Source organism: Streptomyces sp. NPDC090994 (assembly GCF_044768905.1).
Taxonomy (GTDB): Bacteria; Actinomycetota; Actinomycetes; order Streptomycetales; family Streptomycetaceae; genus Streptomyces.
This window is the reverse complement of record NZ_JBIVWS010000016.1, coordinates 129,354-142,832: the sequence shown is the minus strand read 5'-3', so window position 1 is coordinate 142,832 and position 13,479 is coordinate 129,354. Positions and strand designations below refer to the sequence as shown.

The following is a 13,479-nucleotide window of genomic DNA, read 5'->3' as shown; positions in this document are numbered from 1 at the left end:
ACCGGAAATCAACAAACTGTTCAAGGCGCTTACGGTCTCTGGCTGTTGACGTGTTTCCCCTCCGCAGCCCAGGAGCGCCCATGGCCCCGCCCACCCCTGTGCACCCGGTCGACGAGGTGCCGCCCGTACGGCAGTTGGCCGCCTTCGGTCTTCAGCACGTGCTCGCCATGTACGCGGGCGCGGTGGCCGTCCCGCTGATCGTGGGCGGGGCGATGAAGCTGCCGGCGGCGGATCTGGCGTACCTGATCACCGCCGATCTGCTGGTGTGCGGCATCGCCACCCTCATCCAGTGTGTCGGCCTCTGGCGGTTCGGGGTGCGGCTGCCGATCATGCAGGGCTGTACGTTTGCCGCGGTCTCCCCGATGGTGATGATCGGGACGACGGGAGGCGGTCTGCCCGCGATCTACGGGTCGGTGATCGTCGCGGGGCTCGCGATCATGCTGCTGGCGCCGGTCTTCGGGCGGCTGCTGCGGTTCTTCCCGCCCCTGGTGACGGGCACGGTGATCCTGATCATCGGGGTCTCGCTGATGCCGGTGGCGGGCAACTGGGCCGCGGGCGGCTCCGGCGCGGCGGACTTCGGTGATCCGGGGAACATAGGGCTCGCGGCCTTCGTGCTCGTGGTGGTGCTCGCCGTGCAGCGGTTCGCGCCGGTGTTCCTGAGCCGGATCGCGGTGCTGATCGGCATCGCGGTCGGGCTCGCGGTCGCGGTGCCGCTGGGCTTCACCGACTTCGGCGGGGTCGCGGACGCCGGCTGGGTCGGGATCAGCACGCCGTTCCACTTCGGCGCCCCGGCCTTCGAGGCGTCGGCGATCGTGTCGATGCTGGTGGTGGCACTGGTCTGCATGACCGAGACGACCGGTGACTTCATCGCGGTCGGTGAGCTGACCGGCCGGAAGGCCGAGCCGCGCTCGCTGGCGGACGGGCTGCGGGCCGACGGTCTCTCCACGGTCCTCGGCGGCGTCTTCAACACCTTCCCGTACACGGCGTTCGCGCAGAACGTGGGTCTGGTCGGCATGACCCGGGTGCGCAGCCGCTGGGTGGTGGCCGCGGCGGGCGGCATGCTGGTGCTGCTCGGCCTGCTGCCCAAGCTGGGTGCGGTGGTGGCGGCGGTACCGGCGCCGGTGCTCGGCGGGGCCGGCCTGGTGATGTTCGGGACGGTGGCCGCGAGCGGCCTGCGCACGCTCGCCGGGGTCGACTTCAAGGGCAACCACAACCTCACGGTGGTGGCGGTGTCCCTGGCGGTGGGCCTGCTGCCGGTCGGTGTGCCGACCGTGTACGACCGGTTCCCGGACTGGTTCCAGACCGTGATGCACAGCGGCATCAGCGCGGGGTGCCTGACGGCGATCGTGCTGAACCTGCTCTTCAACCACCTTCCGGCGCGCGCCGGGTCGGCAGCGGGGGAACCGGCCGGGGAACCCGCGCGGAGCGGCACCACGCCGGTCACGCCCGGGGAGGCCGTCTAGGCGTTCGGCCGAGCCGCACCGGGGCACGTCCGGGTCATGACCGGGCCAGGTCCGGGCCGGCGGGAGGACCGGGCCGGCGGACAGGCGGCGGACGGCGGCCGGGCCGCGCGCGCACTGCCGACCTGACCTGCGCCGACGCCGATCCCGGAGGTGACTGTCAGTGGTCGGGTGCAAACTGGCCGGTGTCCGAGACAAAGGCGTCGAAGAGGACGCCACGGAGGTGATCGGCATGACCGAGGTACTGCTCGCCGTGGGCACCAGGAAAGGCCTGTTCATCGGGCGCCGGCGAAGGGGCACCTGGGAGTTCGACGAGGACCCCTGTTTCAACGCGCAGGCCGTGTACTCGGTCGCCATCGACACCCGGCGGGACACCCCGCGGCTGCTGGCCGGCGGGGACAGCGCGCACTGGGGACCGTCCGTCTTCCACTCCGACGACCTGGGCCGGTCCTGGACCGAACCGGCACGGCCCGCCGTGAAGTTCCCCAAGGAGACGGACGCCTCCCTGGAGCGGGTGTGGCAGCTGCACCCGTCCGCCGCCGAGCCCGACGTGGTCTGGGCCGGTACGGAACCGGCGGCGCTGTACCGCTCGGAGGACCGCGGGGAGAGCTTCGAGCTGGTCCGGCCCCTGTGGGAGCACCCCACCCGCTCGCAGTGGGTGCCGGGCGGCGGGGGCGAGGGGCTGCACACCGTGCTCACCGACGCGCGCGACCCGCGGGCCGTGACCGTCGCCGTCTCGGCCGCGGGCGTGTTCCGCACCACCGACGGCGGCGCGAGCTGGGCGCCGTCCAACTCCGGTGTCTCCGCGGTGTTCCTGCCCGATCCGAACCCGGAGTTCGGCCAGTGCGTGCACAAGATCGCCCGGGACGCGGCCACCCCCGACCGCCTCTATCTGCAGAACCACTGGGGGGTGTACCGCAGCGACGACGCCGGCGCGCACTGGGCGGACATCGGCGAGGGCCTGCCGTCCACGTTCGGCTTCGCGGTGGCGGCGCATCCGCGGCGCGGTGACACGGCGTACGTCTTCCCCATCAACGCCGACGCGGACCGGGTCCCGGCCGGCCGGCGCTGCCGGGTCTTCCGTACGTCCGATGCGGGCGGGAGCTGGGAGCCGCTCACGGCGGGGCTGCCGGAGGAGGACCACTACGGCACGGTGCTGCGCGACGCGCTGTGCACCGACGACGCCGGGGAGCGGGCCGGGGTGTACTTCGGCAACCGCAACGGCGAGGTGTACGCGTCGGCCGACGACGGCGACAGCTGGCGGCAGCTGGCCTCGCACCTGCCGGACGTGCTGTGCGTGCGGGCGGCGGTGGTCGGGTGAGCGGTGACGCCCCTGGTGACGTCCTCCGGCGCCACGGGGACGGACCCGCCCGCGGCGCCGGGAAGGCGCCGCGGGCGGGCCGACGGGTCGGGAGGACCGGACTCGCGTCCTGACGATCGCGTCAGCTCAGGGGCCGCACCTGGATGTTGCGGAACCGGACGGTGTTCCCGTGGTCCTGGAGGCGGATCGCCCCCGCGGCCGGGGTCTCCGGCCGTCCCGAGGCCGTGGGACCGTCGAGGGCCACGTCGTCGTGGACCTTCTTGCCGTTCCACACCACCGTCACCCGGGCGTCGGCGGTCTTGTTGCCGCTCTCGTCGAAGCGGGCCGCCCGGAAGACGATGTCGTACGTCTGCCAGGTCTCGGGCGCGGTGGCCGCGTTCACGTCGGGTGCCTTCTTGAGGTAGAAGGCCCCGGCCTCGTTCGTGGCCGGTGTGGTGTCGCCGTAGGAGTCGAGGATCTGCAGTTCGTAGCGGTCCTGGAGGTAGATGCCGCTGTTGCCGCGGTCCTGGCCGGTGACCTCCGGGGGCAGCAGCGGCACCCGGAACTCCACGTGCAGCGCGAAGTCCTGGTAGGCGTCCTTGGTGCGCAGGTCGCCGCAGCACACCTCCATGGACTTCTCGTCGGACAGCGGCCAGGCCGTGGGGCGTCCGTCGGTGTGCTGCCACTGGGACTGCGAGACGGCGGTGCCGTCGAAGAGGGTGACGCGGTCGCCCCGGGGGTGCACGGTGATCAGGTCGAGGTTGACGTGTCCGGTGTCGCCGGGGTCGTAGCGGTAGGAGATCGAGTTGTGTCCGGCGCGCAGGGAGATCCGCTCGGTCTTCGTGGACCAGGTGTCCCAGTCACCGGTGGAGGGGAGCTGGGTCTGGCGCAGTTTCTCGCCGTTCACGTACAGGGAGAGGGACTTGGTGCCCTGGAAGGGGTTCGGGCCGTTGGAGTAGCGCAGGTTGACGTCGTAGGTGCCCTTCTTCGGGACCGTCACGTCGAAGGTCGTGGCGGCCTTGCCCTCGGTGGCGTAGCGGTCGACGAAGCCGTCGCCGGAGTAGCCGGTGTGGTCGCTGTGGATGCCGGCGGTGCCGGTGAGGGTGGCCTCCTCGGCCTCGTACAGCGTCGCGGCGGGCGGCTGCTTGCCGGGCATCTCGTTGAGCGTGTACCAGGCCTCGGTGGACCAGAGGGTCTCACCGGAGGCGGAGGCGAAGGGGCGCGGGGAGCGCAGGTGCACCACGCGGTCCGGCTTCAGTCCGTCCAGGCGCAGGCGGACGGTGCGGCCGTCGTCCGAGAGGGTGGCCGACCGTACGCCGAGCCGCTCCTCGGCGATCTTGGGGCCGCCGTAGTCGGCGGTCGGGGTGTAGGCCCACTGCTCGGCCTCGTAGCGCTCGGCGAGCTGCGCGGCGGTCTCGGCGGAGAGGGGCTGGGTGTAGGTGAGGTCGAAGCCGCCGGGTACGGCGCGCATGGTCTTGATGTCGAAGGTGTTGCCGCCGTTGGGGGTCAGCTTCTGCAGGCCGAACTTGAGCTTGCCCTCCTGGCCCCAGTTGCCGTCGGCGCCCAGGCCGCCGGCGTAGATCGCGCCGTCGGGGCCGAGGGTGATGCGGTTGACGCCGGCCTCCAGGCCCTGGGTGTAGCGGAAGACGGCACCCTGGTACTGGCCCTTGACCTTCTCCAGGTAGGCGCGCTGGAGGCCGCCGTAGGTGACGTCACCGATCAGCATCTGGCCCGCGTACTGGCCCTTCTTCAGGTACAGCGGGGTGGAGGGCGAGTTGCCGATCTCGTTCTGCGGGAACCACAGCACCGGTTCGGTGACGGGGTTGGCGTTGAAGGGTCCCGCGGGCTCGATGTAGTGGTTGAAGAAGCGGCCCTGCTTGATCTGGACGAGCTTCGAGGCCGGGAGCCAGCCGCCCTGGTTGTCGGTGGCGAACAGGTCGCCGCCGGGGCCCCAGCCGATGCCGTTGGGCGTGCGCAGTCCGCCCGCGACCGGGCTGATCTTCCCGGTCTTCTTGCTCACCTTGTAGGTGGCGCCGCGGTTGGGCGCGGGCTGCGGGACGGTGGTGGCGCCGCCGAGGTTGATGGCGACGGAGAGGTTCACGTAGAAGTAGCCGTCGCGGTAGAGGAGGCCGAACGCGAACTCGTGGAAGTTGCCGCCGTACGGCCAGGTGGCGACGGTGCGGTAGTCGTCGGTGACGTCGTCGCCGTCCTCGTCGACGAGCCGGGTCAGCTCGTGCTTCTGCGAGACGTACAGGTCGCCGTCGACGTACTTGATGCCCATGGGCTCACGCAGTCCGCTCGCGACCTTCTTGACGGTGACCTGGTCGGCGCTGGTCGCCCCGGTGACGTTGTCCAGCAGGTACACCTCGCCGGCCACGTTGTCGGTGCCGCCCCAGGTGCTGATCGCCAGGCGGCCGTCGGGCAGCCAGTCCATGCCGCTGACCTGCGGTTCGAAGCCCTCGGGGCGCAGGTCGGTGAGGGTCAGATCGGGGCGTACGGAGGTCAGCGGGAGGCCGTCGCCGGGGGTGTCGCGGCCCGCCTCGCACTCCTTGCGGCCCGGTGCGGTGACGCGGACGACACCGGCGTCGGTGCTCAGCGCCTCGGTGGGGACGACGGTGAAGCCGTCGGCGCCGGGCGGGCGCCAGGACAGTTGCAGTTGCTGCCCGCCGTCGCGTTCGAAGTGGTCGATACGGAACGGGTGCGGGCCGGCGGCGAGGTGGACGGTGCCGTCCTTCGGCTCGGCGCCGTGCAGGCCGTCGTGGTCGATGACGGTGGCGTCGTCGATGGTCAGCCGTGAGCCGTCGTCGCTGGTGAGGCGGAAGACGTAGCTGCCGTCGGCCGGGATGTCCAGGTACCCCGACGCCTCCGACGTGAAGTTGTCCGCGAAGCCGCCGAAGTCGGCCTCCGTGGACCAGTCGACGGTCGGCATCAGCTTGTCGTGGTTGGGGGTCTGACCCGGCTTCAGGACGCAGAGCTTGCTCAGCGGGGTCTGCGTGTCGAAGACCCGCAGGGTGACGCCGGGCTCCTGGGGCGGGATGTCGGCGGCCGCGGCCGCGGTGGCGGCGGCGGTGGCGGTGGCGGTGGCGGTGGCGGTGGCGGTGGCGGTGGCGGTGGCGGTGGCGGCCGGGGCGGCGTACAGGCCGCCGGTGAGGATGCTCGTCGTCAGCAGGAGAACGGCGCGTCTGCGCAGGCGTGGCAACAGGCGTGGGCGTGGGTGCATTGGTCCTCCGGGGGTGGGGACCGGACCGTGCCGGAAGTCGCTCCGGTCGTGAGCGGTGTGGCTGCAGTTCCGCCGTCAAGGTAGGAGACTTCTGCTTGACATGTCCACACTTTGTCATGGGTGTGTTCAAAGTGGCGCGTTCAAAGCGCCCTGACACCCCTTCCCCTGTTCGTTCACAGGCGGCTCACGGGCGTTCACCTGACGTGCGCATGATCCGCCGTGGGCACGCCCGGTCCGGATCGTGGCGTGCCCCTCACCTTGTGACGACAGGAAGGACGGCTGCCGATGCGGCCAGCACAGCGACGAAGAGGGCGGGGCGGAGGGTCCGGCGGCCGGCGGCTGGCCGGTGCCGCGCTCGCCGCGCTCGTCCTCGTGGGCGGGAACGCGACGGCGGCGTACGCCGCTCCCGGGACCGACCGGCGCGCCACCGACCAGCGGGACCCGGCGGACGCGGACGCGGACGCGACGTCCCTGCCCGTCCTGACCCCCGCCGACGGGAGCTACCTGGAGGGCACCCGGACGATCGAGGCGACGCCGACGGTGGCGGGTGACTCCGTCACCGGGCTCGCCGTCGACGGGAAGGCCGTCGAGGCGGAGAAGACGGTCGGCGTCTCCCGGCTGAGCTTCGACGTCGGCTCCAACTCGGTCGAGGCCCGCTACGGGAGTCACGTCCTCGTCAACGGCGAGTACCGGGCGGCCCTCGGCGACCTCGTCAACGAGCGCGCCACCATCGAGATCCCGAACGAGCACCTGGTCAAGGGCGAGAACGAGATCCGGTTCTCCGCGGGTGCCATCGAGACCTCGTGCGGCACGAACCACGACGACTTCGTGCTCTCCGACATCCGGCTCACGCTGCTGGGCGAGGTCGCGGACGGCGAGGAGAACGAGTACACCTACTCGTTCGGCGACGGCAGCTGCGGCACCAACACCTCGCTGCGGACCGAGGCGTCACTGAGCTTCTTCGTCCTGGGCGACCCGCGGGGCACCACCGGTCTGCGGAGCGACCTGGACACCACGCGGCTGGCCGGCGGCGAGCACACCCTCACCGCGACCACCGCCTCGGGCAAGGCCGTCACCAGCAAGGTGACCGTCAACAACGCCCCGGCCGGCGCGCCCCGCCTGCTGCCCGAGGACGGCACGCTGGTCCGGGGCGAGCAGCCGGTGTCCGCCGCCTTGCCGGCCGGCGACGACGGCGGGGTCGCCGCGCTGACCGTGGACGGCGAGACGCCCACCGCCAAGCCGCAGTTGGGCAACGGAGCGGCGGTCTTCTCCTTCGACGTCGGCGCCAACTCGATCGACGACAAGTTCGACAACCACCTGCTGGTCAACGGCAAGCGCATCGACCTGGGCGGCACCTGGGCCGGCCAGCGCGTCTTCCTGCCGGTGCCGGCCCGCTACCTGGTGCCCGGCGACAACACCGTGAAGGTCGTCACCGGCGCCTACCAGGAGAGCTGCGGCGCCAACCGCGACGACTTCCAGATCGGCGGCCTGGATCTCGCCCTGGACGGCGCCACCGTCACCGGCGAGGACATCGCGCCCTCCTATTCCATGGGCGACGGTACGTGCGGCTCGTCGTCGACCGCGCTGCGCGAGGCCGAGCTGCACTGGACGATCGACGCCCCGGCCGTGCCGGTCGTGCAGACCCTCGGTTCCGGCACCGCCACCCTCGGCTTCACCGTGGGCGGCAACTCGATCGAGGCCCGCTACCGGAACCACGTCCTGGTCAACGGCCGGAAGGTGCCGCTGGAGAGCGACTACGTCAGCCGGCGCGTCGAGCTGCCCGTCCCCAACGAGTGGCTGGTCCCCGGCTGGAACACGATCGACGTCGTCACCGGCGGCATCGACAGTTCCTGCGGTGTCAACCGGGACGACTTCGTGCTCTCCGACCTCACCCTCACCCCGGTCGGCGGCACCGCCGAGGGGCGGATGGTGAAGGGCTCCTACAGCTTCGGCGACGGCTCCTGCGGCTCCAGCGTCAACCCGCTGGACGAGGTCGACCTGGAGTTCTTCGTGGACGGCCCGGCCAAGGGCCTGCGTACCGACCTGGACACCACCGAGATCGCCGACGGTACGCACACGCTGGCCGCGACCTCGGAGTCCGGCAGGACCGCGACCCGCGTCCTGGCCACCGACAACTCGGCGCCCGTGGTCACGGACAGCACCCCGAGGGCCGGGCAGCGGATCACCGCCGCGGTCGTCCTCGACGTCCGGGTCGACGATCCCTCGGGCGTGACCGACGGTCCGCGGATCGAGCTGGACGGCAAGGCGATCGAGGCCGGCGAGGCGGTCGGCCCCGGTCTGAAGGCCGGCCCGCACACGCTCTCGGTCACCGCCACCGACGGCCTCGGCAACACCGGCACCCGCGAGATCGCGTTCACCTCCGCCGGCGTCCCGGACACCCCGAGCCGGCTGACCCCCGCGTCCGGCACCACCGACGCCGGCCGGAACGTCACGCTGTCCGCGCAGGTGGCCGAACCCGACGGCGGCGAAGTCACCGCCACCTTCGCCGAGGCCGACATCCTCACCCCGGGGAAGGTGTACCAGGGCACCGCCACCGCCGTGCCGACCACCCTGAAGGTCAAGGGCGAGAAGAAGGTCAAGGCGGCCGGCCTCGCCCCGGCCGACGGACGGACACTGGACGCGCCCGCCTCCTCCGACGTCACCTTCCAGCGGTTCGACGTCGGCGTGCACGGCCGGGTCGACCGGCCGGTGCTGCGCTGGGAGGGCGTCATCGACCCCGAGCGCCTCGCCTCGCTGCGGGTGTGGAACACCGGCACCCGGCAGTGGGACGTGGTGAGCAGCGCCCGCGGCGCCGCCGAGGGCAACACCGTGCTGAGCGCGGTCCTGGACGTCGACACCTACGTCGACCGGCGCACCGTCCACGTCATGGTCACCGGCGAGGACCCGTTCGCCGACGACATCGAGGCCGGTGACCCGGACTCCTTCGCGGACCCGGACTCGTACGACTTCTCGATCGTCCACCACACCGACACGCAGTACCTCTCCGAGGGCGCGGTCGAGCAGGAGACGGCCGCCGAGCGCGCGGTCTGGGAGAAGGCGTACGGGGACGTCGGCCGCTGGGTGGTCGCCAACAAGGACGAGCGGAAGATCGCGTACGTCGCCCACACCGGCGACATCATCGAGAACAACATCCGCAAGCCCACCACCGAGGCGTTGCGGCAGCAGATCGTCGGCGAGCTGGAGCTGTCCTCGAAGCAGCAGAAGATCCTGGACGACGCGGGCATCCCCAACGGGGTGATCGCGGGCAACCACGACAACCAGTCGGGCACCGAGAACGGCCCGGACGCGATCTACAACCGGTACTACGGCCCCGAGCGCTACCAAGCGCTCTCCGAGGGCTGGGAGCACGCCAGTTACGGCGGTCCCTGGAAGCCGGGCGACAACCAGAACCACTACGACCTGTTCTCGGCCGGCGGCCAGGACTTCGTCGTGGTCGGCCTGTCCTACGGCGTGACCCGCGAGGAGGCCGCGTGGGCCGACTCGGTCTTCGAGCGGTTCTCCGACCGCAACGGCATCCTGCTCTCGCACGACTACCTCGCGCCGAGCACCAGCCCCGACGGACGCGGCGCCCCGTTCTCCGCGCCCGACGGTTCGATGCTGTACAAGAAGGTGGTCCAGGACAACCCGAACGTGTTCCTGATCCTCGCCGGTCACGAGCACGGTGTGGGCACCAACGTGAAGCCGAAGGTCGGCGAGGTCGGCCACGGCGTGGTCGAACTCCTCGCGGACTACCAGTTCTACACGGTCTCCGCGGACCGCCTCGGCCTCACCGAGGCCGGCGGCTACCGGCCCGACGACCGGCTCAACTTCGGCGCGAGCTTCTTCCGGATGCTCCAGTTCGACGTGGACCGCTCCGAGCTGACCGTCGACACCTACTCGCCGTTCCTCGACGAGTTCGGTGCCACCGAGTACGACTCCGACCACCGGTACGACGGCACCGAGGACAACATGGTGCTGCCGATCGACCTCCAGTCCCGCAAGACGACCTTCAGGACCGACTCGGTCGCGCTGTACAACCCCGTCAGCGTCATCGGCAGGGCCACGGTGGAGTCGGGCGAGGTCGCCTCGGTGACCTGGCGGAAGCTCAGGCCCGGCGCCGCGCACGCCTGGTTCGTCACGGCCCGCTCCGCCGGCGGCGGCGTCACCGCCTCCCAGCCGAGCGTCTTCGTGACGAAGGACGCCGACGGGCGTCCGGGCGACTGGGGCCCCGGATCGCCGTACTACGACTGGTTCGGCCACCTGGACGAGCAGGACTGACCCGCGCGCACCCCACCCACCGGCCCGCCGTCCGGACCGCACCGGTCCGGGCGGCGGGCCGGCTCGCTGGGGTGGCGGTGCGCCTCAGGGGTGGCGGTGCGCCTCACGGGTGACCATGGTGCCGCCGGAGCCGGCGAGGGGTGACCGCGGCCGCGACCGGGCCGGTCAGGGCAGGCGCCAGTCGACCGGTTCCGCTTCCTGGCGGACGAGGAAGTCGTTGGTCCGGCTGAAGGGGCGGGAACCGAAGAAGCCCCGGTCGGCGGAGCGGGGCGAGGGGTGGGCGGACTCGATCACCGGGTAGCGGTCGAGGTGCGGGCGCAGGTTGCGGGCGTCCCTCCCCCACAGGACGGAGACCAGGGGCCGGCCGCGTTCGGCGAGCGCGCGGATCGCCTGTTCGGTGACCTCTTCCCAGCCCTTGTCGCGGTGCGAGCCGGGGCTGTTGGGCCGGGTCGTCAGCGCCCTGTTGAGCAGGAGCACGCCCTGCCGGGTCCACGGGGTGAGGTCGCCGTTGGACGGGCGGGGCAGGCCCAGGTCGCTCTGCAGCTCCTGGAAGATGTTGATCAGGCTGCCGGGCAGGCGGCGCACCTCGGGCGCCACGGCGAAGCTCAGGCCGATCGCCATCCCCGGCGTGGGATACGGGTCCTGTCCGACGATCAGGACCCGAACGTCGTCGAAGGGCTGCTGGAACGCGCGCAGGACGTTCGGCCCGGCCGGCAGGTAGGTGCGGCCGGCGGCGAGTTCGGCGCGGAGGAAGTCGCCCATCGCGGCGACGCGTTCGGCCACCGGTTCCAGGGCCTTCGCCCAGCCGGGCTCGACAAGTTCATGGAGAGGTCGTGGTGCCACGGGGAGTCACTCTACTGGCGGACGGGGGCACGCTCCGCCGGAGTCGGAACGGGGTACCCCGAGCGGTACGCTTCGTCGCCGTGACGGACGGATATCTCGCCGTGGACTCCGGCGGCTCCGGGCTCCGGGTCGCGGTCGGGGCCCTCGGAGACTTCGGAGACTTCGGACACTTCAGAGGCTTCGGGGCCTGTGGACGCGGTACGCCGGTGCGGCGTGGGTCGCGCGAGCCGGTCCGGACCGGCGCCCGGGGCATCCATCCCGGGCACCTGATGGAGCAGCTGGCGCCGTTGGCCCGGGCGTCGGCCGCCGAGGCCGGGGTGGACCGGATCGCCGTCGCCGTGGTCGGGGCGGCGGGGCTCGCCACCCTGGGGGACGCCCTGCGCGCCGAACTGCCCGGTGCCCTGGCCCGGGAGCTGGGGACGCGGACGGTCGCGCTGGCCGCCGACGCCGTCACCGCCTACGCCGGGGCGCTCGGCTTCCGGCCCGGCGCCGTGGTCGCCGCGGGCACCGGACTGATCGCCGTCGGCACGGACCTGACCGGCTGGCGCCGCGCGGACGGCTGGGGGCACCTGCTCGGCGACTGCGGGGGCGGTGCCTGGATCGGGCGGGCGGGGCTGGAAGCCGCCCTGCGGGCGCACGACGGGCGGTCCGGCGGCTCCGCGCCGCTGCTGGCCCGCGCGACGGAACGCTTCGGGCCGGTGACGGACCTGCCCGGCGCCCTGTACCCGCGTACCGACCGGGCCGCCGTCCTCGCCTCGTTCGCGCCGGACGTGGCCTGCTGCGCGGGCGGCGGTACGGGCGGCGACCCGGTGGCCGCGGGCATCCTGCGGGACGCCGCCCGGCACATCGCCGACTCCGCCGCCGCGGTCTGCCCGGACGGGGACGGCGTCCGGGTCGCCGTGACCGGCGGACTGCTGAAGCTGGGCCGGGCGCTCACCGGGCGGCTGGAGGAGGAGCTGGCGGACCGGCTGCCGCGGGCGCGGTGGGTGCCGGCCGAGGGCGATCCGCTGGACGGCGCGGTCCGGATCGCGGCCGGGCTGGCGGCCGGTCCGCTCGCCCTTCCGGACGCTCCGGGGATGCTGTGGGTGACCACCGCCGGGGGTGGCTGACTCCGGTCTTCCGGTGAGGGGAATCGTGCCGATGTCGTCCGATCCGTACATCACTCTTCAGACAAAACCGGACGGATACCGCTCACCTGGGCCCTCCCCGAACAGGGGAGCCCGGGAAGTTAGTAACATGCGGCGCCATGAGCTCCCCCACTGGGCCCGCGTCCGGCCTGCCAGTACGAATGCCGCGCCCCCGCCAGCCGGGGCGCCACCGCCGACCCGAGCCGCTGGTGGCTCCCGAGGGCGCGCCCGCGCTCGTCCTGGCCGTGCCCGGCACGCCCAGCGCCGCCACGCGGGGCCTGGCCGAGGAGGTCGTGAGCATCGCCCGCTCCGAACTGCCCGGCCTGGACGCCCGGATCGGCTACCTGGACGGGGACGAGAAGGAGTTCCCGTCGCTGGCCGCCGTGCTGGCCCACGCGGCCGAGGAGCGCACCGCCCGCTACGAGCAGGCGGTCGCCGCCGGGGCCGAGGTGAAGGAGCCCGACGGTCCCGTCGCCGTCGTCGTACCGCTGCTCGCCGGGCCGGACAGCGCGCTGCTGCGCCAGGTCCGCCAGGCCGTGATGGACAGCCGGGTCGCGGCCGAGCTGACGGACGTACTGGGTCCGCACCCGCTGCTGGCCGAGGCGCTGCACGTGCGGCTCTCCGAGGCCGGGCTGGCCCGCGCCGACCGGGCCCGGCTGTTCACCGTGGCGACCGCGGCGGACGGCATCGTGCTGGCCTCGGTGGGCGGCGACGAGGCCGTGCAGGCGGCCGGGATCACCGGCATGCTGCTGGCCGCGCGCCTGGCCGTGCCGGTGATGGCGGCGGCGCTGGACCAGGAGGGCTCGATCGCGTCCGTGGCCGAGCAACTGCGCGGCTCCGGCTCCCAGCAGCTGGCGCTGGCGCCCTATCTGATCGGTCCGGAGATCGACGCGACGCTGCTGGAGGAGGCGGCCAAGGAGGCCGGCTGCTCCGTCGCCGAGCCGCTCGGCCCGTACCCGGCCATCGGCAAGCTGGCGCTGGCCAAGTACACGACGGCGCTGGGCATCACCCCGCCGCAGCCGCAGGGGGCGCCCGTTCGCTGACGGCGCCATGACGGGTCAGGGCCCGCCTTCCGGTTCACGCGGACCGGGGGGCGGGCCTTTCGTCGTACTCGGGTGCCTGTGCTGACCGGGTTGCTGTGCCGACCGGTGGTGGTGGCGACCGGTGGCGGCGCCGGCCGGTGGCGGTGCCGACCGGTGGCGGTGCCGACCGGTGGTGGTGCCGACCGGTGGTGGTGCCGACCGGTTCCCG

At 72.6% G+C, this 13,479-nt stretch carries 7 protein-coding genes; 5 read left to right on the top strand and 2 right to left on the bottom strand.

Annotation, left to right across the window (positions count from 1 at the left end):
• The first annotated feature begins 80 nt into the window (after window positions 1–80).
• Both ACIQR3_RS27725 and ACIQR3_RS27720 read left to right on the top strand, forming a co-directional pair.
• Complete coding sequence (locus tag ACIQR3_RS27725; protein ID WP_403543363.1) at window positions 81–1,463, top strand: nucleobase:cation symporter-2 family protein; 1,383 nt, start codon at window positions 81–83, stop codon at window positions 1,461–1,463.
• 160 nt (window positions 1,464–1,623) lie between these two features.
• Window positions 1,624–2,781 carry a WD40/YVTN/BNR-like repeat-containing protein gene (locus ACIQR3_RS27720; protein WP_403543362.1) on the top strand — a complete coding sequence of 386 codons (1,158 nt, stop codon included), beginning with the start codon at window positions 1,624–1,626 and terminating at the stop codon, window positions 2,779–2,781.
• Window positions 2,782–2,902: 121 nt separating this feature from the next.
• Here the strand turns inward: ACIQR3_RS27720 and ACIQR3_RS27715 are convergent, their stop codons facing one another.
• The gene (locus ACIQR3_RS27715; protein ID WP_403543361.1) at window positions 2,903–5,980 is read right to left on the bottom strand and encodes a family 16 glycoside hydrolase; all 3,078 of its coding nucleotides are present in this window, start codon (window positions 5,978–5,980) and stop codon (window positions 2,903–2,905) included.
• A gap of 285 nt (window positions 5,981–6,265) precedes the next feature.
• Between ACIQR3_RS27715 and ACIQR3_RS27710 the strand changes: the two genes are divergently transcribed.
• The gene (locus ACIQR3_RS27710) at window positions 6,266–10,258 is read left to right on the top strand and encodes a metallophosphoesterase (protein WP_403543360.1); all 3,993 of its coding nucleotides are present in this window, start codon (window positions 6,266–6,268) and stop codon (window positions 10,256–10,258) included.
• 165 nt (window positions 10,259–10,423) lie between these two features.
• Here the strand turns inward: ACIQR3_RS27710 and ACIQR3_RS27705 are convergent, their stop codons facing one another.
• Window positions 10,424–11,101 (bottom strand): uracil-DNA glycosylase, encoded by a 678-nt coding sequence (locus ACIQR3_RS27705; RefSeq protein WP_403543359.1) that lies wholly within the window; start codon window positions 11,099–11,101, stop codon window positions 10,424–10,426.
• A gap of 80 nt (window positions 11,102–11,181) precedes the next feature.
• On the opposite strand from ACIQR3_RS27705, the gene ACIQR3_RS27700 reads away from it, so the two are divergent.
• Together ACIQR3_RS27700 and ACIQR3_RS27695 are read left to right on the top strand one after the other, a co-directional pair.
• Complete coding sequence (locus ACIQR3_RS27700; RefSeq protein WP_403543358.1) at window positions 11,182–12,210, top strand: N-acetylglucosamine kinase; 1,029 nt, start codon at window positions 11,182–11,184, stop codon at window positions 12,208–12,210.
• Window positions 12,211–12,347: 137 nt separating this feature from the next.
• Window positions 12,348–13,271 (top strand): sirohydrochlorin chelatase, encoded by a 924-nt coding sequence (locus tag ACIQR3_RS27695; RefSeq protein WP_403543357.1) that lies wholly within the window; start codon window positions 12,348–12,350, stop codon window positions 13,269–13,271.
• The last annotated feature ends 208 nt before the right edge of the window (window positions 13,272–13,479 follow it).

What these genes read in the sequence shown, in the direction of transcription:
- ACIQR3_RS27725 (WP_403543363.1), top strand. Translation starts at nt 81, where the DNA reads ATGGCCCCGCCCACCCCTGTGCACCCGGTCGACGAGGTGCCGCCCGTA.
- ACIQR3_RS27715 (WP_403543361.1), bottom strand. Translation starts at nt 5,980, where the DNA reads ATGCACCCACGCCCACGCCTGTTGCCACGCCTGCGCAGACGCGCCGTT.
- ACIQR3_RS27710 (WP_403543360.1), top strand. Translation starts at nt 6,266, where the DNA reads ATGCGGCCAGCACAGCGACGAAGAGGGCGGGGCGGAGGGTCCGGCGGC.
- ACIQR3_RS27695 (WP_403543357.1), top strand. Translation starts at nt 12,348, where the DNA reads ATGAGCTCCCCCACTGGGCCCGCGTCCGGCCTGCCAGTACGAATGCCG.